Here is a 23,778-nt window from a genome sequence, read left to right on the forward strand (position 1 = left end):
TCCATCCAGTCGAATGATTGGTAAGAACTGGCTCAGACCCACTCGGCGCGAGTGGCATCCAGCTCGGCCGGCGTACCGATGGCGCGAGCCTCGACGCTCTTGTCGATGCGCTTGATCAGGCCTGCAAGCACCTTGCCCGGGCCAGCTTCCGCCATGCGCGTCGCACCGCCTGCGACCAGCGCCTGCACGCACTCGGTCCAGCGCACCGGCAAATAGAGCTGGCGTTGCAGCGCACCGCGGATCTCTTCCAACGTGCTGTAGCTGCGAGCCTCGGCGTTCTGCACGACGGGAATCGACGGCAGCGCCCACTGGATCACGGCCATGCGCTCACCCAGACGATCCGCTGCATCACGCATCAACGCGCAATGCGAAGGCACCGATACGGCCAGCTTGATGGCCTTCTTCACGCCCTGCTCGGCCAGCTTGGCGAGTGCCCGATCCACGGCTTCCGCATTACCTGCAATCACCAGCTGGCCCGGCGAATTGAAGTTGGCGGGCGAAACGACCTGCCCCTGAGCTACTTCTTCGCACACGGCAGCAATCTGCGCATCGTCGCCACCGAGAATGGCAGCCATGGCGCCCACGCCCGGCGGAACAGCGGCCTGCATCAGGCGACCACGCTCAGCCACCAGTGCTGCGGCGTCATGCAGCGACAGCGCGCCAGCACAAACCAGCGCACTGTATTCGCCAAGACTGTGACCCGAGAGCTGCGCCGGGCGTGCACCGCCCAGCTTCTGCCATACGCGCCACACCGCCACGCTGGCGGCAAGCAGCGCAGGCTGTGTGTTCTCGGTGCGATTAAGCGCTTCCTCCAGTCCTTGCTGGCTGAGTGCCCACAGGTCAACGCCAGCACCCTGCGACGCTTGGTCGAAGGTAGCTTTCACTTCCGGGTGGGCCGCGGCCAATTCAGCCAGCATGCCTACCGACTGCGAGCCCTGGCCCGGGAAAACGAAAGCGAGATTGGCAGCGGTCTGGGTCATGGAGCGAGGACTTTCCGGAAACGAAAAACGGAATGGTGCCAGTAATGGCGGCCATACGCAGCTGTATTCGCTTCAGAAATGGGGTCCCGAGCACCTTTCAGTGGTGCGTCATTCCAGCGCGGGCGGCAATGACGGGCAAAAAAATACCGCCTCCAGGGCGGTATTTTTCTTGAAGCGGCTGAATGCAATCAGTAACGCAACAGTGCCGACGCCCAGGTGAAACCACCACCAAAGGCCTCCAGCAGCAGGTTCTGACCGCGCTGCACCTTGCCCGAACGCACGGCGTAATCCAGCGCCAGCGGCACCGAGCCCGACGAGGTGTTGGCATGCTCTTGCACAGTCACGATGACCTGCTCCATCGGCATGTTCAGGCGCTTGGCCGTCGCTTCGATGATGCGCAGGTTGGCCTGGTGCGGGATCAGCCAGTCGATCTGCGAAGCCTCCATGCCGGCGGCCTGCAGCGTTTCGTCAACCAGCGAGTCGAGCGTCTTCACCGCGACTTTGAACACTTCGCGGCCGGACATGTTGATGCGCACACCGTGATTGGGCTCGTCCTTGAAGCCGACGGACACACCCACGGGGTTGTACAGCAGGTGCTTGAAACCGCCATCGGCGTGCAGCAGCGTGGCGTAGATGCCCGGCTCTTCCGAGGCCTCCAGCACCACAGCGCCCGCGCCGTCACCGAACAGCACGCAGGTTTCGCGCTCGTTCCAGTCGATCATGCGGGTCAGCGTTTCCGCACCGATCACCAGCACCTTCTTGGACTGGCCGCTACGAATGAATTTGTCGGCAATGCCGAGCGCGTAGACGAAGCCCGAACAGGCGGCATTGACGTCGAACGCGGCGCAGCCGTTGGCACCCAGACGGTGCTGCACCAGGCACGCGGTGGACGGAAAAATGATGTCCGGCGTCGTGGTGCCGAGTACGATCAGATCGAGCTCGGAAGCCTTGACACCCGCCGCCTCGAGCGCACGCAGTGCAGCCTCGGTGGACAGGTCGCCGGTGGTCTGCCCTTCAGCGGCGATATGGCGCTTCTGGATACCGGTACGGGTACGAATCCATTCGTCACTGGTCTCGACGATCTTCTCGAGATCGGCGTTGGTCACCACTCGCTCGGGCAGCGCGCTGCCGGTACCAGTGATGCGGGCGTAGATCTGGGCCATTAACTTTCCATGCGACGGGTTGTGACAAAGAGGCTGCGCGTACGCTGCAACCGTCTTTCAAACCGCCAACGTTACGTGGGTGATCGCATAAACGCAAAGCGGCGCGAAATCGCGCCGCCATGCGGAACCGTATCCCTTGCGGGAACGATTAATCCTCTTCGACCACCGAGGTGTTGGTGTCGATGACCTTCTTACCGCGGTAGTAGCCATCCTTGGTGACGTGATGGCGCAGGTGCACCTCGCCACTGGTCGGATCGGTGGCCAGCTGCACGGTCTTCAGCGCATCGTGCGAACGACGCATGCCGCGGGTGGACGGGGTCTTGCGGCTCTTGGCAACGGCCATGGCGAATCTCCAGCTAAATCAACGTTTCTTGAGTTCGCGCAAAACCGCGAACGGGTTATCGGAACGCCCTTCGCTGGAGGTTTCCTCCGGCCCGGGGCCTACTACTTCTTCTGGCAGCGTGCTGTCCGGGTTTACCGGAACCAGCGGCAGCGCCAACAACAATTCGTCTTCGATGACATCCAGCAAGCTCAGCTTGCCGTCGTCAGCAACCAGCAACGGCTCGACATTCGGCGGCAAGGCCGCTTCTTCGCGCTCGAGGCGGATCAACCCGAGCCGGCTATCCACCGTCACGGGCAGTACAAACGGCTCCAACGTGCGCTGGCAGGTCAGCGTGAGCGGGGCCTGGACGCGAACGTCGAGGTACGACGTACCAAACTCGTCACGACCAAAATCCAGCTCGTATTGCGCCGTCCCTTCCATATCGGCCAGGGCCTCGCCGAGTCGCTTCATGGCGACCACGGGCAATACCCCCTGGAACGAACGCCGCGCCGAGACCATGCGCCAAGCGTCCACGGACTCTGGCAGTGTCACGGACATAGACGCGAAATCTTAGGATTACAACACCTTGAAGTCAACGGGTTGGGCACACCGAGACAGTCGATTCGGGCTATTTTGCCTGAATGCTTCCGGTACGGCAGACTTTGTGACTCTTACTACGTCGCGAGCCGGCCGATCCCGTGAACTTCTATCTGATGCTCGGCCTTGGGGTCGTCGCACTGTTGGCTGCGACCCTGATCGGCGTGGCCCTGGTCTACCGTGGCCGCGCCGACCGACGCTCGGGCAGCATGCGCCAACTGCTGGAGCTGGCCGACCGGCTTGAGCTGGATCTCAAGACCTGCCGGACAGGTCTGCAACAGGCCCATGCCGTGATGTCGCTCAACCCCGACCAGCCCGCCAACGGTGAACAGGAAGCCCGTCAGGCCATCGACGCCGGCTTGCGCTCGCTGCTGAAGCAACGCATCTGGATTCGCGACGAGGCCCCGAAAGCCAGCCAGCAGCAGCTGGACCATGCAGTGGCCACCATGAACGATACACGGGACCGGCTGCGCCCCCTGCTGGCGGCTCTGGACCGCGCCCAGCACGACCTGGACAGCGCCATGCGGGATCACCTGCGGCGGGAGCACGATGCATGAGCCTGCCGACCCTGGTGCTTGGCTCCACCTCTCGTTATCGCGCCGAGCTGCTGAAGCGGCTCTACGCTGACTTCGAGCAACGCTCGCCCGGCACCGATGAGAGCCCGCTACCGGGCGAAAGCCCCCGGAACCGCGCGTTGCGGCTGGCCGTAGCCAAGGCCCATGCCGCCGCAGACGGGCTGGAAGACGCCCTGGTGATCGGCTCCGACCAGGTAGCCGAACTCGGCGGTCTGGTGCTCGACAAACCCGGCACCGTCGAACGGGCCCGCGCGCAGCTGACGGCCTGCTCGGGGCACGAGGTGCAGTTCCATACGGCGCTTTGCCTGCATGACACCCGCACGGGACAAGACCTCGTCCACGTCGATCACACGCGCGTACATTTCCGCAGCCTCGATGGTGACGAAATCACTCGCTACATCGAGCGGGAGCAGCCGCTTGATTGTGCCGGCAGCTTTAAGTGCGAGGGCCTGGGCATCAGCTTGTTCGAGCGCATCGACAACGAAGACCCCAGTGCACTGATCGGCCTGCCGCTGATCGCGCTTGCACGGTTGCTGCGCGAGGCGGGTATCCGCCTGCCCTGATAACAAGTCTTAGCATCCCGTCACCCGACCATGACGGCCTGTCGGCAAGCATCCGCCTGACACGTCACAACCTTGCCATAGCCATCCAGAAGATGGCTCGCCAGTGCGCGAGAGCCAAAGCTACACTGCCGGCGTCACCCGCGAGCGCTGTTTCCCCTTCCCCGCTGCCGGAAAGCCATGTCCGTCATTACTCCGCTGCACGATGAATCGTTGCGCACGCGACTGGAAGCCGCCATGGCTCAAGTCAATCGCGTACTGCTGGGCAAGCCCCGCCAGGTCAAACTCGCCTTTACCTGCCTGATCGCCGGCGGTCATCTGCTGCTGGAAGACGTACCCGGCGTCGGCAAGACCACGCTGGCGCATGCACTGGCTGCGAGCTTTGCGCTCGATTTCCAGCGCGTGCAGTTCACCAGCGACCTGCTGCCTTCCGACATCATCGGGGTCAGCGTGTACGAGCGCGAAACCAGCCAGTTCCGCTTTCATCCCGGCCCGATCTTCACCGGCCTGCTGCTGGCCGACGAGATCAATCGCGCGACGCCCAAAACCCAGAGCGCGCTGCTGGAATCCATGGCCGAGGGGCAGGTCACGGTCGACGGCAAGACCCATGTGCTGCCGCAGCCGTTCTTTGTGGTTGCTACGCAGAATCCACTCGACCTGGCAGGCACCTTCCCGCTACCTGATTCGCAGTTGGATCGCTTCATGCTGCGCGTGTCGCTGGACTACCCGGACGCCGCAGCCGAACGCGCCCTGCTGACCGGCAGCGACCGCCGAGGCCTGCTGGCGCAACTGACACCGCAGCTCGACGTGGCCAGCCTGTCCGCACTCTCGCGTCAGGCGCAAACCGTCACTGCAAGCGGCGCGTTGCTGGATTACCTGCAGGCACTGCTCGCCGCCAGCCGCCGCCATGCGGATGTGCGCGTCGGCCTCTCACCCCGTGCAGGCCTGGCCTTGCTGAGCGCGGCACGCGCATGGGCATTGCTGAGTGGACGACAACACGTGCTACCGGAAGACATCCAGGCGCTCTTTGTACCTCTCGCCGCTCACCGCCTCGTCACGACACGCGGCGCCAGCGGCGACAGCCTCGCCCGCAGCTTGCTCGCTGACGTCGCGGTGGACTAATGGCGGCGGTCCTTCGCCGCTGGCAGGCCTGGGCCGAGCGACGCCTGCCCGCACTGACGCGCTACAAGCGCCCAGAACCGCTGCCCATCGTTCTGCACCGTCGCCGCGTCTATATCGTGCCCACCGGTTTTGGTGCGGCGTTTACGGTGTTGCTGTTAGTGATGCTGGTCGGCTCGCTCAACTACAACAACAACGCCGCCTTGCTGCTTACCTGCCTGGTGGGTTCGGCCAGTGTGGCGAGCATGTTGTCAGCCTTCCGCAGCCTCAATGGCTTGCGCCTCACGGCGGTGCGACAAGGCCATGCGATGGCGGGCGAACCACTGGTACTGCAACTGGTCTTTGCCGGCAGCGATCACCCGCATACCTCCGTACGTATCACTATGCATGATCAGGTCGACGCGATTGCCGTTCCCGCACGCGGCGAAGTGATGGCCAGCATGAACCTGCCCACCTCGACGCGAGGCTGGCAACCTCTGCCTCGCATCAAGCTGTGGAGCCATTGGCCGCTAGGTTTGTTCCATGCGTGGAGCTGGATCCATCCGGGTCAGGCCGTGCTGGTGTGGCCGCACCCGGAAACCAGCGGGCCGTCGCCGTTTCATGCTGGCGAGTCCGGGCAGCGCCAACGCCTGCACCAGGGTGAGGACATCGCCGCTTTGCGCGATTACCGCATCGGCGATCCGCAACGGCACATCGCGTGGAAGCAGAGCGCCCGCCATCCCAACTTGCTGGTCAAGGATTTCGAGGAGCCGGAATCGCAAGAGGAGTGGCGTCTGGACTGGCGGCAGCTGACGACGTTGCCTACCGAAGCGCGCATCGCACGACTGGCGCGCTGGCTGGGCGAAGCCGAGGCCGTGGGGCGTCCCACCAGCCTGTGGCTGCCAAACGATGAGATCGGCCTGGGCCATGGTCGCAGCCACTACACGCGCTGCATGGATGCGCTGGCCAGCCTGCCGTGATCCGACTCTCGTTCTTTCGACGCAAGCCACGGGCAACGATCGGCACCCGTCCGTTTGACCTGCTTTGCCTCACCGTGGCCGTCGTGCTGGGTGTCCATGCACCGCACCTCCCGATATGGCTCACGGCCGCGCTTGCCGCCACGCTCGCCTTGCGCTGGTGGCAGCGCCGAACGCGCAGTGGTCGCGCACCGCTGTATCTGAAGGTGCCGCTGGTGGCGTTGCTGTCGGCCGCAGTGATCTTTCACTACGGCACTTTGTTTGGGCGTGCGCCGGGAGCGGCGCTCGCCGTTGGCCTGCTGATCCTGAAACTGCTGGAAACAGAAACGTCCCGCGATGCGCGCGTCGGCGCCGCCTTCGCCTGCTTTGCCTTGATGGCCGCGCTGCTGTTCGACCAGGGCATGGTGGCCACCGCACTGGTGGCATTGGGTTTGTTGCCCGCCATGGCGACTTTGCGCGCACTGGAACCTGAACGCCCCGCCACCACCTTGCCGCGCGAGCTGTTGCCCGCACTGGGACTGCTTGGCGCTTCACTTCCGCTCGCCCTGCTGGCGTTCGTGTTGGTACCGCGGCTGAGCTCTCCCCTATGGGGCGCGCCCAACGCATCGCAAGCACGCACTGGGCTTAGTCCCGACATGTCGCCGGGCGACATGACCGAACTGCTCACCGATGACCGGCCCGCCATGCGTGTCAGCTTTGAAGGGACGCCACCGCCGAACGAGCAGCGCTACTTTCGTGCCTACGTCATGTGGGGCTATGACGGGCGGCGCTGGAGCACGCACGATACCGGCGTGGCCACCGTCAGCACCGAACACGGCGCGACCATCGACTACACCGTCAGCCTTGAAGCCAACGGGCAGCGCGTGCTGCCAGCGCTCGACGTGCCAGTGAGCATTCCCAGGCAGGCCCAGTTGACCGTAGACGGTCAGGTGCTTGCTGAGCGCCCCGTCAACGACCCCTATGTCTATGCCATGCGCTCCGCGCCGGGCTACCACCTGCAGGCGCAGCTCGATGCACGCAACCGACGCCTAGGCCTTGAGCTGCCAGCGGGGTTCAACCCGCGTAGTCGCGCTCTGGCCGAGCGCTGGCGGGCGACTTACGGCGACAACGATGCGGCCATCGTCGAAGCGGCACTAACGCTGTTTCACAATGGAGGTTTCAACTACACGCTTGCACCTGCCCCACTCGGCCGCGATGCCGTCGACGACTTTCTGTTCGCCACCCATGAGGGCTTTTGCGAGCACTACTCGTCCGCCTTCACCGTGCTGATGCGTGCAGCGGGCATTCCCGCGCGCGTGGTGACCGGCTACCAGGGCGGTTACTGGAGTGCTGTCGGCCATTACCTGCTAGTGCGCCAGGCGGATGCCCACGCCTGGAGCGAAGTATGGTTGCCCGGACGCGGCTGGGTGCGCGTCGACCCCACTGCCGCCGTGCGACCCGAGCGTGTCAGTCTGGGTGCGGCGGCGGCCAATGCGACGTCCGAGTGGTCACCCAATAGCTGGTGGCTGGGCGCGCGCAATCATTGGGATATCGTCAACCGCTGGTGGAACCAAGGCGTTATCGGGTTCAGCCAGCTTCAACAGCGCGGACTGCTGACGCCCTTCGGCATGAATGACACCAACGCGGGCACGTTGGGATTGCTGTTGGTCTTGGGCGGCTCGTTGCTAGCCGCACTGGGATTGTCATGGGCCCTTTGGAAACGCCCATCGACCGATCAGGCACGCGCAGCGATGCAATTGCTCGAACGAAGGCTGGCAGCGGTGGGCGTAGCCCGTCGCCACAGTGAAGGACCACAGCATTACTTCAACCGGGCAGTGCGCGCCCTCCCCCGCGAGCGCGCCGCATTGGAGCAGTTGATGAGGACATATCTGGAACTGCGCTATGCGCATGAAACGCCACCGGCCGACCTGCTGAAGAACTTTCGTCAGGCTGCGCGGGACTTTCGGCCGCGTCGCGTGGTCAAATGATATGGAACCGTGGATGCACCCCATCCACCACACGATGGAGAAAAGCGTCATGTCCATGTACAAGCCGTTGATTCTCGCGACCGCCGTGGCAACACTGGCCGCCTGCGCAACGGTGCCGCAACCGCTGCAAGGCACGTACACCGATATCACTTCGGTCACCGCCCAGCAGGGTGGTACCGGCGGTGCCGTGCAGGTGCGCTGGGGCGGCCAGATCATCAAGACCGAACCGGGGCCGCAGGAAACCTGTTTCTACATCCTTCAGCGTCCTCTCGACAGCCAGGCGCGCCCGACAGCATCGAGCAACAACAGCGAAACCCAGGGTCGCTTCGTGGCGTGCCGTGCAGGCTTCTACGATCCAGAGGTGTTTACCAAGGGTCGCGACATTACCGTCACCGGCGTGATGCAGGGTTCCATGCCGGAGAAGGTGGGCGAATACAGCTATGCCTACCCCCGCATCGAAGCCAATGTGGTCTACCTCTGGCCCGAACGCGTGATCGTCAATTACCCACCGGGCTATTACGACCCGTTCTGGGGGCCGGGCTGGGGTCCTTATTGGGGTCCCTACTGGGGACCGTGGGGTTATTACCCCTCTCGCGTCATCGTCGTACCTCGAGCAGTACCGCCGCCGCGGCGCGGGTGATCGCTCTCAAAGAAAACGCCGGCTTCAAGCCGGCGTTTTTTTGTCCGTCAGTGGTTGGCCGGACCGGATCAACCCGGCGGCCAATGCATCTGGCGGCCACCCAGCAAATGCACATGCAGATGGAACACCGTCTGCCCACCATGCTCGTTGCAGTTGATAACGGTGCGGTAGCCCTCGTCGGCCAATCCTTCGTGACGCGCATAGGCGGCTGCTGCCAGCAGCAGCTTGCCAAGCAATTCGGCATCACTGGCCGTCGCACCATCGAGCGTGGCAATCGGCCTCTTCGGCACGAACAGCACGTGCACCGGCGCCTGCGGATTGAGGTCGCGAAACGCCAGCACGTCGTCATCTTCATAAACGATGTCGGCCGGAATTTCGCGACGGATGATCTTGCCGAAAATGGTATCGCCCATGATGAAACTCCGTTGATTCAAAGACGCAGCAGCATACCGTGCGCAGCCGGCGCCACCAGTTTGAAACCGAACTGCTCGTAGAGGCGATGCGCCGTGCCATTGGCGACCAGGCTAACCATGGCGCCAGCGGGTACACGCGTACGCACCTCATCCATCAGCGCCTGCATGATGCGCTGTCCCCAGCCTTGCCCCTGCCAGGCCGGCGCCACCGCAATATCCACAATGAACAAAAACAGGCCGCCATCGCCCACGACGCGCCCCATGCCGATCAATTCGTCACCGTGACGCACGCAGACCGCACACCAGCTGGCGGGCAGCCCGATGGCTGCTCCCTCGGCCGACATCACGCTCAGGCCGGCGGCAGTCCGCAACGTGCGGTATTCCTCGTTCGCTGGAATTTCGAGCGAAAGTGTCGGTGTCATGGCGCTCATTCGGCCGACTGCCTGCTGCCGAATGCATGCGCGAGCGTGCCGCGATCGACGTATTCGAGTTCACCGCCCAATGGCACACCGTGCGCGAGACGGGTTGGCCTGACGTTCGCTGCACGCGCCAATTGCGCCAGGTAGTGGGCAGTCGCTTCGCCTTCGACGGTGGGGTTGGTGGCGATGATCATTTCCTCGATCTCGCCTTCGCCCAGCCGCTCGGCCAGCAAATCCAGCCCCAGCTCTTCCGGGCCGAGGCCATCCAGCGGAGACAGCCGTCCCAGCAACACGAAGTATTGCCCGCGATAACCCGTCGCCTGCTCGATGGCGGCTAGTTCCATGGGCGACTCCACGATGCAGAGCACCTGACGATCCCGGCTGCTGCTGGCGCACAGCATGCACACCGGCGTCTCGCTGAAATTGCGGCAGCGCGAACAGTTGCCGATCTGGCGCATGGCCTGATCGAGAGCCTGGGCCAGCCGCAAGCCTCGTTCGCGATCGCGCTCCAACAGATGGAAGGCCATCCGCTGGGCGCTCTTGCCGCCAACACCTGGCAGGCAACGCAGCGCTTCGATGAGGTCGGTGAGTAACTTGCTCATGGATCGAATATCACTGTAGGAGCGCACCTTGTGCGCGACCGCGAAGATGTGTCGTTACCTCTGTCACCGGCTTTCGCCGCATGGCCACACCAGCATCTTCGCTCCGTAGGCTGTCGCGCACAGGGTGCGCTCCCACAGGTCGACATCAGAACGGCATCTTGAAGCCAGGCGGCAGATTCAGCCCTGAGGTCACGCCACCAAGCTTGTTCTTGCTGACGTCCGCCACCTTGTTTACCGCATCATTGACGGCGGCGGCCACCAGATCCTCAGCCATTTCCGGGTCATCGGCGAACAGTTTGCGATCGATCTGCACGCGACGTACCTCGTGCGCACCGGTCATCAGCACGGTGACGAGCCCACCACCGGCGCTGCCCGTCACTTCAAGTTTGGCAATCTCTTCCTGCGCACGCTTCATGTCTTCCTGCATGCGCTGGGCCTGCTGCATCAGCTGACCGATCTGTCCTCTCATGGCGTCACTCCGCTATCTCGTTTCAATTCTCAAATGGCTTGATCGACTGGGGCACCACACGCGCGCCGAATTCGCGCTTGAGTGACTGCACCAGGGGGTCTTCTTCAATGGCCTGCTCAGCAGCCGACTGCGCCGCCTCGCGAGCGTTGGCAGCGCGCGCGGCCGGGGTTTCTGCGACGGCGCCGCGTTCTTCGACGAAACGCAGACGTACACGCTCACCCATGACCTGGCTGATGCGCTCTTCCATCTGGCTCGTCATCGGCTCGACCGCCAGATGCATGTGCGCCGGCTGCAAGGCCAGCACCAGGGTCTGACCCTCGCGATCACGCAAAGCAGCGTTCTGCGCCAGCTGACCCAACGGACCGCGCAGGTTGGCTTGTTCAATCAGGCTGTCCCAATGCGGCAGGCCGCGGGCATCCGTGGCCACCGGCGCGCGAGGTGGCGCGGCGGCGGCGGGTGCCTGCGATGGCGCTGGTGCGGCGTATGGCGCGGAGCGCTCAGCCACGCTGGCCACGTGCATGCGCTCATTCGCCACCGGCGCAGCCGCCCGAGTCGGCACCGTTGGCGCGCGCGATGTGGCACCCGGCACGGCGCGCTCGGTGGACGAACCGCCGCCATCCGCCGGGCGGAACGCCAGCATGCGAAGCATCGCCATTTCGAAGCCAGTACGCGCATCTGGCGCGATGGCAAGGTCGCGACGCCCCGTGGTGGCGATCTGGTAATAGAGCTGCACGTCCTCGGGCGCCAGTTGCTGCGCCAACGTCACCAGGGCGGCATCGTCGCTGCTGTCCTGGTCCGGGCGGTAACCCGGCACCAGCTGGATCAACTGAAGGCGGTGAAGCACGCTGGCAAGGTCGTCCAGCACGCCGCCGAAATCCGGCGAGAACGACGCGATGCGCGCGCATTCGGCCATCAGCGCTTCGCCGCTGCCTTCGGCCAACGCCTGCAACAAGCCAAGCACCTGGCCGCGAGCCACGCTGCCCAGCATGGCGCGCACGTCATCCACCCGCAGCGAGCCACCACCGTAGGCAATCGCCTGATCCAGAAGCGACAGGCCGTCACGCAACGAACCATCCGCGCCACGCGCCAGCTCGGCGATGGCCGCATCCTCGTAGGGAATGTTTTCGGCGCCCAGTATGTGGCGCATCTGGCCGGAAATCTGCTCCGGCAGCAGCCGCTTCAGATTGAACTTGAGGCAGCGCGACAGCACCGTCACCGGCAGCTTTTGCGGGTCGGTCGTCGCCAGCAGGAATTTCACGTGCGGCGGCGGCTCTTCCAGCGTCTTGAGCAACGCATTGAAGGCCGGCTTGGAAAGCATGTGCACCTCGTCGACCAGGTACACCTTGAAACGACCGCGCGCCGGAGCGTACTGGGCGTTCTCAATCACTTCGCGCACATCGTCCACGCCAGTGTTGCTGGCCGCGTCGATCTCCAGCAGATCCACGAAACGGCCCGCATCAACTGCGGTGCAGACGGCACACTCGCCACAGGGATCGGCCGATTCGCCGCGCTCACAGTTCAGCGACTTGGCGAAGATGCGCGCGATGGTGGTCTTGCCCACACCGCGGGTGCCGGTGAACAGGTAGGCGTGATGCATGCGCCCCGTGTCGAGCGCATTGGTGAGCGCGCGTACGACGTGCTCCTGCCCAACGAGTTCAGCGAACTTGCGAGGGCGCCATTTGCGCGCGAGTACCTGGTAGGACATTCCGGTATACCTTGGGGCGAATGCCGATTGTGCCAAGTCGACCGTAGCAAGTCAGTAAGGCCGCGACAGCCGTGGATTCCGACTCCTGAAAAGGCGGCGGCCCTGCCAGCCACACCCCGGCACCCGAATCATTCGCTACCGTTGCTCCCTTCCGGGCCTGGCGGAGTTTACGAACTATCGTCGCGGGGGGACCGACAGGGCCACCATAGACGTGGACGGGGCCAAAACACCCTTCGTCCCGATTTTCGCGCCGAATCAGATCGTCGCGTTTTTGAAACTGGCGGAGAGAGAGGGATTCGAACCCTCGATACGGGGATAAGCCGTATACACACTTTCCAGGCGTGCTCCTTCAACCACTCGGACATCTCTCCGCACGCAAAACCTCAACTGCAACCATCCACGCCGGGCGGGATGGTTCGGCCCCTCCTGGGCCTCACCCCTCACTTACGTTCGGGGCCAACCTCCGGTTGTCCAAATTCGTTCCAGACGATTTTGTCGAACCCAATGCGATACGGGGATAAGCCGTATACGCACTTTCCAAGCGTGCTGCTTCAACCACTCGGACACCTCTCCGCAATGGTGAAACCGCTCACCGGGCCATCAAGCCCCGGCAAAGAGGCGAAAGGATAACGGCACAGGGCCATTCACACAAGATAGGCCTGGGCTCAAACCTCGTCCTGCGGCACATCGCGCAGAAAGACCGGCAGGTCGGTAGCCGGCGGCTTGGCGGGCACTTGATAGAACATATCGGCCACAAAACCGCGATGGTAGGTGGCGTGATTGACCACGTGCAGGATCATGTCCTCCCGCGCCATGCGCCCTTCCCCGCCCCCGATGAACTGGAACGAGACCACCTCGGCCGCCTGTTCCACCGAAAGCACGGCCGCGTAGTCGCGGTACCACGCATTCATGGCCTGCTGCCGCCGCCACAACTCATCAAACGTCAGCGGCTCGGGCGTGTTGCGACTGGTGTAACCGTGAGCACGCCCCTGCAGATGGGCCTTGAAGATGTCGTCGACAACCCACGTGTGGCTCAGCGTGCGCAGCATGTTGCCGAAAATGGTGGCGCGCGGCGCACTGGCTGCACCTTCGGGCAGAGCGGCCACCGCCTCGTAGATCAGGCTATCCGCCCAGGTGCGGTAGTGGAGCAATTTGCGCAGATAGCTGGAAGACATGGCGTCAGCGGCGTCTCAATAGGGATGAAAAACTATCCGGCCTCTGGCCGTGTCGGTGCAGGCATCGGCAGCGCCACTCGCTCACCTGGCCGCGCGATCGCGTAGCCACGCGCCGCCAGCGCAGCACCATCCGCCTCGCTACCGTAGTGATAGAGCCGCAGCCGCTGTCGCATTGACGCTGGATATTCGCGTTCGATGTCGTCGATACCCGTGTGGGAAGGATTACCCACCAGGCCACAGTCGTGGGCGACAAGTTCCCTACCGCCCGCCACACGCTCAAGCACCTCGGGAATCGGTCGCGTATCACCGGTATACGCAAAGCATCCCGCCAGCGCGACGCCGTACGAGGTGCCAGCCATGTGGTGGCGTGTGCCAAATACGTCGAACCATTGGCCGTCCAGCCAGAATCCACGCGTACACGGCACCAGGTGGAAAGCCTCCCAGAAATTCACGCCACCTTCGGCCAGCGCATTCGGGTAATCCGCTACACGGCCCTGCAGCCAGGTCATCAACCCTGCATGCAGGAATACCTTGGTGCGGCCACGCCACTGTTCATCGAACCACAGGCGGAAGAACAAGCGCTCCATACCGCCCACGTGATCCATATGGGTGTGCGTGATGAAGAGCGCGCGTGGCGGCTCACCGTAGGCCGCCACGTAGCGGTCAAGCGTATCGGGGCCGCAATCGATCAGTAGCACCGGCTTGCCGTCGCGCTCCAGCACGACAGCGGACGAGCCCAGTTCAACGGCGTGCGCCGCACCGACCCCTAGAAAATGCAGATTCCAGTTCATGCGCGAAGCGTACGCTCGTAGCGGTATAGGAGGGGCTTCCAAAGCTGCTCTTCGAACGCCGCCTCACCCTGGGCTGACGCCCCGAGCTTCACCAGCGAACGACGCAACCGCTGCAGATTCGCCTGCTGCCAGCTTTCGGCCGGTGAACGCCGCTGGCCGCGATCAAAGTCGATCAGATAGAGCTGTTCCGTCGTCACCAGCACGTTGTGGGCGTTGAGGTCGGCGTGCCATATGCCGGCGCGATGAAAACGGGCCACCAGTGCTCCCACCAGTTCAGCCATCTCACTGTCCAACTGCCCTGCAACCAGAAGCTCGGCCAGCGTCTGCGCATGCGCAATGCGGCGAGTGATCAGGTCTGCGGTATAGAACAAGCCATGCCGGCGATAGCGGCAAGCCACCCCTTGAGGTCCAGGGAGGCCCAGGGAAGCAATGGCACCGAGCAGGCGAAACTCACCAAAGCAACGCGTCCGGTCCGCCCCTTTCCAGAGGTAATGATCCCCCATCAGCCTGGCCACCATGCCGCCACGCCGATAATGGCGCAGCACGCATTCACCGGCGGGCGTTTCGATGATGGAAACACCGCCGCGCCCCCCGGTTTGCTGCCGCAGGGCCCCGAGCAGACGCCATGTCTCAGGCTCGAACCAGTCATCCTCGACTTGTGACGACACCGCGGCGTCGAACAGAATCGCACCGTTGGCGTTTTCGAGGATTCGTTCCTGCATCGCCATATCCTGTGCTGTCCAAGCCCGCCCCAAGCCCTAAGTCGGTTGATTCTAGCCCAGGGATGCTCTGATCTATTCAACGTGGGTGGCATGATGCCCCGAAGGCTCGCAGAGTGTGGCGCGAGGCGCCGCGCAGGCTGGCTGCCTGGGCAAGCCTTGCGCCACACTCTGCCAGCCTTCTTGGCATCACCCGAAGGGCCGGCTTTGTCTGCCTGCCAGTACGCGCCGTACCGTCTCGACAGGCAGCCAGCCTACCTTCGACAGCACAACACGCACTGGCAGGCAGACAAAGCCGGTGACACCTAAGTTGAATAGATCAGAACATCCCCATGCCTACGCCCACCTCGATCTGCCTGCTGCGCACCTCCGCCATTGGCGACGTCACTCATGTCGTGCCGTTGGTGCACACGCTGCAAGCGGCCTGGCCGCAGACGGAGCTGACCTGGATTGTCGGCAAGCTGGAGCGAAAGCTGGTGGGCGACCTTCCCGGGGTGAACTTCGTGACGTTCGACAAAGGGGCTGGCTTTGCTGGCATACGCGCCGTGGGCGAAGCGCTGCAAGGCCATCGCTTTGACGCGTTGCTACAGATGCAGGTGGCGCTGCGTTCCAATCTGCTCAGCCTGTTCATCAAGGCACGCCAGCGCGTCGGCTACGACCGTGCACGTGCCAAGGATGGTCATGGCCTGGTGATCAATCAACGCATCCCTGCCCGCACTGGCGAGCACGTACTCGATGCCATGGGCAGCTTCTGCGAGCCGCTGGGGCTCAAGCAGACACAAGTGCGCTGGGATATCCCCATCCCCGAAGAAGCTCACGCCTGGGCGGCCGAACAACTGCCTGGCGACACACCGACCTTGCTGGTCAGCCCCACCTCCAGCCACACGCTGCGCAACTGGCAGCCCGAACGCTATGCCGCCGTGATGGACCACGCCAGTACGCGCGGCTGGCGCATCGTGTTGGTGGGTGGTCCTTCCGCATTGGAACGCGGCATGGCCGACGCCATACTGCGCCATTGCCGTCACACGCCGCTCGACCTGACCGGCAAGGACACGCTCAAGCAGATGATGGCCATGCTGGTACGCGCGCCGATGCTGCTCACCCCGGATTCGGGCCCGATGCACATGGGCAATACGGTCGGCTGCAAAGTGCTGGGCTTGCATGCCGCCAGCAATCCAAACCGCTCCGGCCCCTACTCCGATCGCCGCTGGTGCGTGGACAAGTACGACGAAGCCTCGCGCAAATACTTCGGCAAACCCGCCAGCGAGATCCCCTGGGGCAGCAAGATCGAAAAGCCAGGCGTCATGGATCTGATCGGAGTGGACGACGTGATCGAACGATTCGAGGCGTGCGCGCAACACCTCGGCCTTGCCTAAACCAAAAAAACTGTAGGAGCGCACTTGTGCGCGACTGCATCGCACCAACATGGTCGAAAGGCGGTCGCGCACAAGTGCGCTCCTACAAGGCGTTATACCGCGATTATCTTGCGCGGTAGTTCCGGCGCTACGATATAGCCCCTTATACGCATGAGTGCTGCAGGGCCGGTGTCGAACGCTACATGAGTGACCTCACTCGCCATCAGGCAGATCACTCGGGTTGCCTTAGCACTACGAATGATCGGTGCATCATGGGTATCCATGGCGCTCCAGTTCGCTCTTAAGCAAGTTCAGCCGTGTCTTGCCATCCGGGAAAAATTGCGTCCCATATCGCACAAGTCCGGCCTGATGCAAGTGGCAGGTCATCATGAAACTCAGCAATATGCCTGGCTCCGCCTCGTCGATCTCGATATCCACCGCCTTCAGTCGCGGCTCGTACAGCAACAGCGTGTGCTCCATCACCCGCTTGAGGCGCAGTGTGGAGGCCGGCAGATCCCGGTACACCTCAGTCAAATCATCGAGCCCGTAATCCGGCAAGTGCAGCAACCCGTGACGACGGCTATTGAGGATGCGCTGGATGTTGTCCTGCACCGACAGAAAGGTTTGTGTCGCCGGATCGACGTCGTCGACCGCCACGCCATTGGCAAAGTGGCCAGTGATCTTCTCGAACAAGCCCGGCCCACCGCGACTCACGTCGCCGACACCATGGCCATCTCACCAAAATCGACCGTGACGCCCTCGTCATCGGCGTAGCTCAACCGAATGCCACGCGGCAACTGATGCTGGACGCTGCGTACAAGCAACTCGCGTGACAACACCGGCAGGATCTGCTGATCGAGCAGGCTATCGATGTTGCGCGCACCTGAGTCGGGCAGCTGACAGGCGCGGACCAGCTCGGCCACCAAGGCGTCGTCACAGGTCATCAGGACGCCAAAGCGCTGCGTGATGCGCTTGCCCACCATGGCCAGCTTCATCCGCACGATGGTGGCCAACGCATCGGCGGATAGAGGGCGATAGACGATGGTTTGGAAGCGTGCGAGCAAGGCCGGTTGGAAGTGCTCCACCAGCATGGGGCGAATCGCCTCCATCAGCATGCTGTTCGTCGCCTCAGCGCCGGCATCCCGGATCGCATCGGTGGTCGCGAAGATGGCTTCGCTGCCCAGATTCGACGTCATCAGGATCACCGTATTGCGGAAGTCGATCACTCGCCCTTCCCCATCCCGCATGAAGCCGCGATCGAACACCTGATACAGCGCGCAGGCGGCTCTTGAGATGCACGTTCGCCCGGACTTGATGCCCTCGCCCGTGCTTGAAGCGAACGCGGTGAGCCTGGGCTACACCACGATGCTCGCCAGGCGCGACACAACGTCGCGCGATATCCCGATCCGGGTGCAGTTGGGTTCATGGAATCTCCCAACCCGCCAGTAATGCCTAATCGGCCAACGCCAAGGAACACCCATGTTATCGCTATGCGTCGTTCGCACTAGCATCGTCATGATCGTCGTGCTGGGCACCACCGCCTGCGGTGCAACGCAGGCGATTCATGACAGAACGGTGGAAGCGGCAAAACGTGTTTTCACCACGCCAATCCCGACCATGAATCTGGACATCGTCGATCAGGCGGCGGGCAACACAGGCACAACCATCGTGCGGATTTACCAGCTGACGTCAGCACATGGGTTTGAAGCGCTGACCGAAGCGCAATGGATGTCCAACGATCTGACGACGTTGCAACCTGACTTGCTGGATTCGGACAACGTCGTACTGGCGACAGGCGCCAGTGAGAGTCTCCGGTCGCCCATGCAGGAACGCACTCAGGTAGTGGGCATCGTAGCCTGGCGGCCTGACGGCGATGGCAAGCCCACCAAGCTGTTGATCCAAAGGAAACAGTGGGCAGCCACCGATCCTGTCAGGGTCGTGATCGACCCTGCCCAACGGCTATTTCGGGATGTGCCCAGACAGCGCTCCACCCGATAGGTCGCGCGCAACCCAGATTTCGGCTATCCAGCCCCCCATCGACCGTTTCCCACATCACCGTGCATGGCATCCGCGCAAACGTAGATCAACCTGCGCCATCTGGTACCGCCAACCAGGCCCCTGCCCTGCGACATGTCAGTGCGCGGTAGTTTCCGCTGAGGTTTTCACCAGGTCTCTGGGATCATCGCTGACATGCCCAAAGGCGACTCCGGAGCCAGTTCGCCCCCCACGAGGACTGTTGGCAACCGGAAGATCAGGTATACGGCTGGTACGACTTCTCTTCCACCAGCTGCGAACCCAGCTTTAGGTTGATCTCGCGCTTCACTGCTGCACGGTCGTCGTTCTGGAAGTACACGGCACGTGCCAGTTCAATGAACTCGGCATCGAACGCCTGCGCCTTCTCCTTGAGGCGAATACGGTCTTCGATATCCCACAGCGCTTCATTCACCGCCAGCAGGCGGGCGCGTTCGGCGGAGATGTCCGTCTTCGAAGCCGGATGTGCCGCCCAGGTGGTATTGAGCAGATCCAGCTCGGTGCGCACATTGGCCAGCTTGGACGGGTCGGAGATCTGCTTGGACTTGATTTCGAGAATGGTGATCTTGTCGATCAGCTCACCGTAGGAAACAGGGACTTGGACCAGGCTCATGAGGACTCCAGAGGATGGGACCGGCGCGACATGACGAGGTTGTCACGACATCGGGGCCCCAGAACGCACATCATAATTAAGGCAACGCTGGATAAGTATCACCTCAACTGCCTTGTCCTGTGGTTCAGCCTTCAGGATTAGACTTGTCGCGCAACCGACCCCATGGAGAGAGTCAATGCTTCACTCGCGTATTTTTGTTCTACCCCTGGCTGCCCTGCTCGCCGTCAGCTCGTTTGCCGCCCAGGCGCAAACGACGCGCGGCAACAGTAACGTATTGATCCGTAACGACGGAATCTTCGTGCGTTGCGACCAGTGCGGCACGGTGGAATCGATCGGCCAGAACATCACCCAGGGCAACGACCACAGCATGGCTGGCACCATCATCGGCGGTATCGCCGGTGGCGTGCTCGGCAATCAGGTTGGCAAGGGCAAGGGCAACACGCTGGCCACCATCGCCGGCGCCGTGGGCGGCGGCTATGCGGGTAACCGCATCGGCGCCAACAGCGGCGCGCCCCAGCAGAGCTCCACTGTTCGCATCAAGATGGGCAACGGCAACTACGCCAGCGTGACCGTGCCGGACGCGAGTGCGATCCGCGTGGGTGACCTGGTGCAGGTCGACCAGAATGGTGCCATCACGCGCATCCAGTAAGCGAACGCCGTAGCCGCAACACCTAAGCCGACCCGCGAGGGTCGGCTTTCTTGTGCCTAAGAGCCCTTCGGCACCCGGGCTTTTCGCACACGGGCTTCAAGGTCATCGAAAAAAGCAGGCGGTAGCACAGCCCGTACCGGCACTGCCCACCAATGTGGTTGGGCGAAGCCCGTGCATTTCACCGCATCCTTTTCGGTCATCAGTACCGGGTGGCAGTCGGCAAAGGTCAGATCGCTGGCTACGAAGGCGTGATGATCGGGAAATGCATGCTCGATCACCTGCAACCCTTGTGAGCGCAGGCTGGCAAAGAAGCGTAGCGGGTTGCCGATCGCCGCTACGGCGTGTACGACTTGACCCGCAAAATCTGTCAGCGGCTTGATATGACCGTCGGCCAGCGCCCGCACGGAACCGCCCTGCAATTGCATCGGCACGTCACCAGGACCGAGCACACCTCCGTTGCAGATACGGAAGTCCACCCGCTGCAACCGCGATAACGGTTCGCGCAGCGGACCTGCCGGTAACAAACGGCTGTTGCCGAAGCGACGCACGCCGTCGATCACGCAGATTTCCACATCCCGCGCGAGGGCGTAGTGCTGCAATCCATCGTCGGCGATGACGACATCGCAACCGGCATCGATGAGAAGCCTGGCCGCCGCGGAACGCTCGCGCCCCACAGCTACTGCGACACCACTGGCCTTGATCAGGCAGGGCTCATCGCCAACGACAGCAGGGTCAGGAGAGCTACCCAAAAGCATGGGTGTTCTCTGAGTACCACCATAGCCACGACTTACGATCCCGGGCTTGTATCCACGGCGGCGCAGCGCTTCTGCGACCGCGATAGTTACAGGCGTCTTGCCGGTACCACCAACACTTAGGTTGCCGATGACCACCACCGGCACGGAAAGGCGCGTGCTGCGCAGCACGCCAATCCGATACAAGCCGCGCCGCAGGCTGGTCAACGCACCGTACAGGGCGGCCAGCGGCCCGGTCCACCAAGGGGCACGGCCAACGCCATACCAGGCCGATTCAAGGCGGTCGGCCAGGGCCATGGCGCTTCCTCAGTCGTCGCTCTGATGGTGGAACTGCATGCGATGCAAGGCGGCGTACTGCCCTTCCAGCGCCAGCAACTCACTATGCGTGCCACGCTCGACGATGCGTCCCTGATCCATCACCGCGATCTGGTCGGCATGCTCGATGGTGGACAAGCGATGGGCGATCACCAGCGTCGTGCGATCGCGCATCAGGTGATGCAGCGCTTGCTGGATCAGGCGTTCGGATTCAGTATCGAGCGCACTGGTGGCTTCGTCCAGCACCAGGATCGGCGCGTTCTTGAGGATGGCGCGCGCAATGGCGATGCGCTGGCGCTGACCACCGGAAAGCCGGTTGCCGCCCTCGCCGATCTGGCTCTGGATGCCCTCGGGCAACTTGACGATGAACTCCATTGCATGCGCCGCCTCGGCAGCAGCGATGATGTCCTGCTCGCTGGCGCCGGCCAGTTCGCCGTAAGCGATGTTCTCCGCCACCGTGCCATCGAACAGCACCACGTTCTGGCCGACCCACGCGATCTGGTGACGCAGCGATGCCAGCGTATAGCTCTCGTAGTCTTCGCCATCGAGCAGGATGCGCCCGCTGGAGGGTTCGTTGAAGCGCGGCAACAAACTGACAAGGCTGCTTTTGCCGCTGCCCGAGCGCCCGACCAATGCGGTCACCGAACCTGGCGGGCAATGCAGGTCGACGGCGTTCAACGCCTCGAACTCACCCAGCGGATAGACCAGGCCCACCTTGTCGAAACGCAGGTCGCCCTTGGTACGTTCGAGCACCTTGGTGCCGTGGTCCACCTCCGGCGGCAGATCCATGACGGCAAAAAGGTTCTCTGCCGCCGAGATGCCCGTCTGCATATTGGACTGCACATTGGTCAGTCGCTTGAGCGACGACAGCATGCCGCCCATGGCGGTCAGCACGGCGATGAACACGCCCGGGGAAATATTGTCGATCTGCGACGGCCGCGAGGCCAGGAACACCATGCCTGCCAGTGCCAGCGAGGCCACCGTCTGGATCGACGAGCCGGAGATGGCGCTGGTGGCGATGATCTTCATGTTGAGATAGCGCGCGCGGTCGGAGACCTGCTTGAAGCGATCATCGGCCTGCTTCTGCCCGCCGTAGATGCGCACCTCACGGTTGGCCTTGATCATCTCGTCGACCGTGCCGGTGACCGAGCCCATCATGCCCTGGATGCGCTTGCTGACTACGCGATAGCGACGGCTCACCGCCGAGGCGATGAGCACGATGGCAGGCACCAGGACCAGCAGGGCCATGGTGAGGTACACGCTGTTGCGTAGCATGACCACGATCATGCTGATGACGGTGATGCTCTCGGTCACCGCTACTTTCAGCGCATCGGTGGACGCACTCGCGACCTGCTCGCTGGTATACGTGATTCGCGAGACTTGATGGCCCGAATGCTCGCTGCCGAAGAACGACGCAGGCAAGCGCAGGTAGGCGCCGAACACGTCGCGCTGCATGGATTGCACCACGTTGCGCGCCACGTAACCCATGCCGTAGTTGCTGATCAGGATGGCGACACCACGAACCGCGAAGATGCCGATGATCCACCAGGGCATCCAGCGGATCAGGTACGGATCCTTCTGCTGCAGCAGCGTATCCATGATCGGCTGCAGCGCGTTGGTGAAGATGGCCAGCGCGCCGCCGTCCACGGCAAAGCCGATGATGGCAATCAGGATGATTGGCCAATAACGGGCCGAGTAACCAAGCAACCGCTTATAAACCTGTCGGCTTTTTGCGTCCCAAAGCGCGACCTTCTGCTTGCCTTCGCTCATTGCCCCTTTTCTTCCTGACTGGGCGTGGTGGCAATGGAAAGCTTGGTGAAGCCGAGCTGGCCCAACGCATCCATGGCGATCACTACATTCTGGTGTGGCGTCATGGCATCGGCGCGAATGGTGACCTGACGTTCGCGGTCGTCGCCGGCCGCGTTGGCGATGGCCTGCTTGAGCGGATCGATGCCCTCGCCCATCACTTCATCGCTGCCCACGTAGAAATGGCCATCGCGATCCACCACGACGGTGATCGCGGGGGCCTGCATGTCGCGCTCTTCCGCGCTGGCTTTGGGCAGGGTTACCTGCATCCGGGAATGCTGGATGAAGGTAGTGGTGAGCACGAAAAACATCAGCAAGGTCAGCAGCACGTCGATCAGCGAGATCACGTTGATCTCGAAATCGTCCTGCCGACGGTCGTTACCGATACGCATGCGTCAGCTCGCGCTCGACTCGGTGGTAGTGGCACGCGGCGCGCGGGTGCGCGGGGCGGGTGTCGGCTGATTCACGGTCAGTTCGTCGAGCAGCTCGGTGGCCTGCTTCTCCATCTCAACGCAGTAGCCAGCCACCTTGGAACGGAAGTAGCGGTGCAGCACATAGGCCGGAATCGCCACGATAAGGCCGGTGGCGGTGCAGATCAGCGCCTCGCCGATACCACCCGCCATCTTCATGGGGTCGCCCACGCCACCGCGCATCACTTCCATGAACATGCGGATCAGGCCGATCACGGTACCCAGCAGGCCGAGCAGCGGGCCAATGAGCGCGATGGTGCCGAGCGTATTGAGATAACGCTCCATGCGATGCACCACGTGGCGACCGGTGTCCTCGATGCGTTCCTTGATCAGCTCACGCGGGCGATTGCGCACCGCAACCGCCGAGGCCAGCAACTCGCCCAGCGGGGAGCCGCTTGCCAGCGTCGCAAGGTGATTGGGATCCAGCTGGCCGGAGCGAGCCCAGTTGCGCACTTCCTCGCCCAGACCGGGCGGGAGCACCGAGCGACGGCGCAGGGTCCAGCAACGCTCCAGCACGATCGCCAGCGCGACCGCCGAACAGATCAGGATGGGCAGCATCGCCCAGCCACCAGCCATCAGGATTTCCAGCACAACGACTCCGCGCCACTTCGATCG

Annotated in this window: 28 protein-coding genes, 1 tRNA gene and 1 other RNA gene; 9 read left to right on the top strand and 21 right to left on the bottom strand. The window is 63.1% G+C overall.

Features of this window, described 5'->3' with window-relative positions; genetic code table 11:
• Positions 1 to 32: 32 nt before the first annotated feature.
• The 4 genes from fabD to AC0GUR_RS05055 form a co-directional block, all read right to left on the bottom strand.
• Positions 33 to 980: an ACP S-malonyltransferase gene (gene fabD, locus AC0GUR_RS05040; RefSeq protein WP_472876383.1), complete on the bottom strand. Its 948-nt coding sequence runs from the start codon at positions 978 to 980 to the stop codon at positions 33 to 35.
• 188 nt (positions 981 to 1,168) lie between these two features.
• Complete coding sequence (locus AC0GUR_RS05045) at positions 1,169 to 2,143, bottom strand: beta-ketoacyl-ACP synthase III (protein WP_472876384.1); 975 nt, start codon at positions 2,141 to 2,143, stop codon at positions 1,169 to 1,171.
• 148 nt (positions 2,144 to 2,291) lie between these two features.
• Positions 2,292 to 2,486, bottom strand: coding sequence for a 50S ribosomal protein L32 (rpmF, locus tag AC0GUR_RS05050; RefSeq protein ID WP_019466219.1), 195 nt, complete (start codon positions 2,484 to 2,486; stop codon positions 2,292 to 2,294).
• Between the two features lie 18 nt (positions 2,487 to 2,504).
• Positions 2,505 to 2,984: a YceD family protein gene (locus tag AC0GUR_RS05055; protein ID WP_472876859.1), complete on the bottom strand. Its 480-nt coding sequence runs from the start codon at positions 2,982 to 2,984 to the stop codon at positions 2,505 to 2,507.
• A 179-nt stretch (positions 2,985 to 3,163) separates the two neighbouring features.
• Here AC0GUR_RS05055 and AC0GUR_RS05060 point away from each other — a divergent pair, with 179 nt between their 5' ends.
• From AC0GUR_RS05060 to AC0GUR_RS05085, 6 genes are all read left to right on the top strand, one after another.
• Entirely contained in the window at positions 3,164 to 3,619 is a 456-nt protein-coding gene (locus AC0GUR_RS05060; protein WP_472876385.1) for a hypothetical protein, read from the top strand.
• Positions 3,616 to 4,200, top strand: coding sequence for a Maf family protein (locus tag AC0GUR_RS05065; RefSeq protein WP_472876386.1), 585 nt, complete (start codon positions 3,616 to 3,618; stop codon positions 4,198 to 4,200). Before AC0GUR_RS05060 ends, AC0GUR_RS05065 begins: the two co-directional genes overlap by 4 nt.
• Positions 4,201 to 4,377: 177 nt before the next feature.
• Complete coding sequence (locus tag AC0GUR_RS05070; protein ID WP_472876387.1) at positions 4,378 to 5,319, top strand: AAA family ATPase; 942 nt, start codon at positions 4,378 to 4,380, stop codon at positions 5,317 to 5,319.
• Positions 5,319 to 6,275, top strand: coding sequence for a DUF58 domain-containing protein (locus AC0GUR_RS05075; protein WP_472876388.1), 957 nt, complete (start codon positions 5,319 to 5,321; stop codon positions 6,273 to 6,275). Before AC0GUR_RS05070 ends, AC0GUR_RS05075 begins: the two co-directional genes overlap by 1 nt.
• Positions 6,272 to 8,239, top strand: a complete 1,968-nt coding sequence (locus AC0GUR_RS05080) for a transglutaminase TgpA family protein (protein ID WP_472876389.1) — start codon at positions 6,272 to 6,274, stop codon at positions 8,237 to 8,239. The genes AC0GUR_RS05075 and AC0GUR_RS05080 overlap by 4 nt, the downstream gene beginning before the upstream one ends.
• A 49-nt stretch (positions 8,240 to 8,288) precedes the next feature.
• Positions 8,289 to 8,879 carry a Slp family lipoprotein gene (locus AC0GUR_RS05085; protein ID WP_472876390.1) on the top strand — a complete coding sequence of 197 codons (591 nt, stop codon included), beginning with the start codon at positions 8,289 to 8,291 and terminating at the stop codon, positions 8,877 to 8,879.
• Between the two features lie 68 nt (positions 8,880 to 8,947).
• On the opposite strand, the gene AC0GUR_RS05090 is transcribed toward AC0GUR_RS05085, so the two are convergent.
• From AC0GUR_RS05090 to AC0GUR_RS05135, 10 genes are all read right to left on the bottom strand, one after another.
• Positions 8,948 to 9,292, bottom strand: a complete 345-nt coding sequence (locus AC0GUR_RS05090; protein WP_472876391.1) for a histidine triad nucleotide-binding protein — start codon at positions 9,290 to 9,292, stop codon at positions 8,948 to 8,950.
• Between the two features lie 17 nt (positions 9,293 to 9,309).
• A complete protein-coding gene (locus AC0GUR_RS05095) occupies positions 9,310 to 9,714 on the bottom strand; it encodes a GNAT family N-acetyltransferase (RefSeq protein WP_472876392.1) in 405 nt (134 codons plus the stop codon).
• A gap of 5 nt (positions 9,715 to 9,719) precedes the next feature.
• Complete coding sequence (gene recR / locus AC0GUR_RS05100; protein WP_472876393.1) at positions 9,720 to 10,313, bottom strand: recombination mediator RecR; 594 nt, start codon at positions 10,311 to 10,313, stop codon at positions 9,720 to 9,722.
• Between the two features lie 145 nt (positions 10,314 to 10,458).
• Complete coding sequence (locus tag AC0GUR_RS05105) at positions 10,459 to 10,782, bottom strand: YbaB/EbfC family nucleoid-associated protein (protein ID WP_472876394.1); 324 nt, start codon at positions 10,780 to 10,782, stop codon at positions 10,459 to 10,461.
• 22 nt (positions 10,783 to 10,804) lie between these two features.
• Positions 10,805 to 12,487: a DNA polymerase III subunit gamma/tau gene (dnaX, locus tag AC0GUR_RS05110; protein WP_472876395.1), complete on the bottom strand. Its 1,683-nt coding sequence runs from the start codon at positions 12,485 to 12,487 to the stop codon at positions 10,805 to 10,807.
• A 100-nt stretch (positions 12,488 to 12,587) separates the two neighbouring features.
• Positions 12,588 to 12,684, bottom strand: an RNA gene (ffs, locus tag AC0GUR_RS05115) — signal recognition particle sRNA small type.
• An 81-nt stretch (positions 12,685 to 12,765) separates the two neighbouring features.
• A tRNA-Ser gene (locus AC0GUR_RS05120) sits at positions 12,766 to 12,858 on the bottom strand.
• Between the two features lie 294 nt (positions 12,859 to 13,152).
• Positions 13,153 to 13,662 carry a DinB family protein gene (locus tag AC0GUR_RS05125; protein ID WP_472876396.1) on the bottom strand — a complete coding sequence of 170 codons (510 nt, stop codon included), beginning with the start codon at positions 13,660 to 13,662 and terminating at the stop codon, positions 13,153 to 13,155.
• 32 nt (positions 13,663 to 13,694) lie between these two features.
• Positions 13,695 to 14,453, bottom strand: coding sequence for an MBL fold metallo-hydrolase (locus tag AC0GUR_RS05130; RefSeq protein ID WP_472876397.1), 759 nt, complete (start codon positions 14,451 to 14,453; stop codon positions 13,695 to 13,697).
• On the bottom strand, positions 14,450 to 15,181 hold the full coding sequence (locus AC0GUR_RS05135; RefSeq protein WP_472876398.1) for a 3-deoxy-D-manno-octulosonic acid kinase: 732 nt from the start codon (positions 15,179 to 15,181) through the stop codon (positions 14,450 to 14,452). The genes AC0GUR_RS05130 and AC0GUR_RS05135 overlap by 4 nt, the downstream gene beginning before the upstream one ends.
• A 323-nt stretch (positions 15,182 to 15,504) precedes the next feature.
• On the opposite strand from AC0GUR_RS05135, the gene AC0GUR_RS05140 reads away from it, so the two are divergent.
• On the top strand, positions 15,505 to 16,548 hold the full coding sequence (locus AC0GUR_RS05140; protein WP_472876399.1) for a glycosyltransferase family 9 protein: 1,044 nt from the start codon (positions 15,505 to 15,507) through the stop codon (positions 16,546 to 16,548).
• Between the two features lie 249 nt (positions 16,549 to 16,797).
• On the opposite strand, the gene tssE is transcribed toward AC0GUR_RS05140, so the two are convergent.
• A complete protein-coding gene (tssE, locus tag AC0GUR_RS05145) occupies positions 16,798 to 17,241 on the bottom strand; it encodes a type VI secretion system baseplate subunit TssE (protein ID WP_472876400.1) in 444 nt (147 codons plus the stop codon).
• Positions 17,238 to 17,792, bottom strand: coding sequence for an AAA family ATPase (locus AC0GUR_RS05150; RefSeq protein WP_472876401.1), 555 nt, complete (start codon positions 17,790 to 17,792; stop codon positions 17,238 to 17,240). The genes tssE and AC0GUR_RS05150 overlap by 4 nt, the downstream gene beginning before the upstream one ends.
• A 250-nt stretch (positions 17,793 to 18,042) precedes the next feature.
• On the opposite strand from AC0GUR_RS05150, the gene tssJ reads away from it, so the two are divergent.
• Positions 18,043 to 18,525 (top strand): type VI secretion system lipoprotein TssJ, encoded by a 483-nt coding sequence (tssJ, locus tag AC0GUR_RS05155; protein WP_472876402.1) that lies wholly within the window; start codon positions 18,043 to 18,045, stop codon positions 18,523 to 18,525.
• A gap of 253 nt (positions 18,526 to 18,778) precedes the next feature.
• Here the strand turns inward: tssJ and AC0GUR_RS05160 are convergent, their stop codons facing one another.
• Positions 18,779 to 19,171: a DUF6165 family protein gene (locus tag AC0GUR_RS05160; RefSeq protein ID WP_472876403.1), complete on the bottom strand. Its 393-nt coding sequence runs from the start codon at positions 19,169 to 19,171 to the stop codon at positions 18,779 to 18,781.
• Positions 19,172 to 19,346: 175 nt separating this feature from the next.
• Between AC0GUR_RS05160 and AC0GUR_RS05165 the strand changes: the two genes are divergently transcribed.
• Positions 19,347 to 19,820: a glycine zipper 2TM domain-containing protein gene (locus AC0GUR_RS05165; RefSeq protein ID WP_472876404.1), complete on the top strand. Its 474-nt coding sequence runs from the start codon at positions 19,347 to 19,349 to the stop codon at positions 19,818 to 19,820.
• Positions 19,821 to 19,876: 56 nt separating this feature from the next.
• Here the strand turns inward: AC0GUR_RS05165 and lpxK are convergent, their stop codons facing one another.
• Genes lpxK through AC0GUR_RS05185 form a run of 4 tightly spaced genes read right to left on the bottom strand, consistent with a single transcriptional unit; the run spans position 19,877 to position 23,754 of the window.
• Complete coding sequence (lpxK, locus tag AC0GUR_RS05170) at positions 19,877 to 20,869, bottom strand: tetraacyldisaccharide 4'-kinase (RefSeq protein WP_472876405.1); 993 nt, start codon at positions 20,867 to 20,869, stop codon at positions 19,877 to 19,879.
• A gap of 9 nt (positions 20,870 to 20,878) precedes the next feature.
• On the bottom strand, positions 20,879 to 22,657 hold the full coding sequence (gene msbA, locus AC0GUR_RS05175; protein WP_472876406.1) for a lipid A export permease/ATP-binding protein MsbA: 1,779 nt from the start codon (positions 22,655 to 22,657) through the stop codon (positions 20,879 to 20,881).
• Positions 22,654 to 23,085, bottom strand: a complete 432-nt coding sequence (locus AC0GUR_RS05180; RefSeq protein ID WP_472876407.1) for an ExbD/TolR family protein — start codon at positions 23,083 to 23,085, stop codon at positions 22,654 to 22,656. Before AC0GUR_RS05180 ends, msbA begins: the two co-directional genes overlap by 4 nt.
• A gap of 3 nt (positions 23,086 to 23,088) precedes the next feature.
• Positions 23,089 to 23,754 (bottom strand): MotA/TolQ/ExbB proton channel family protein, encoded by a 666-nt coding sequence (locus AC0GUR_RS05185; RefSeq protein ID WP_472876408.1) that lies wholly within the window; start codon positions 23,752 to 23,754, stop codon positions 23,089 to 23,091.
• Positions 23,755 to 23,778 lie beyond the last annotated feature (24 nt).

Source organism: Dyella sp. PARNA 12/25, assembly GCF_055702865.1.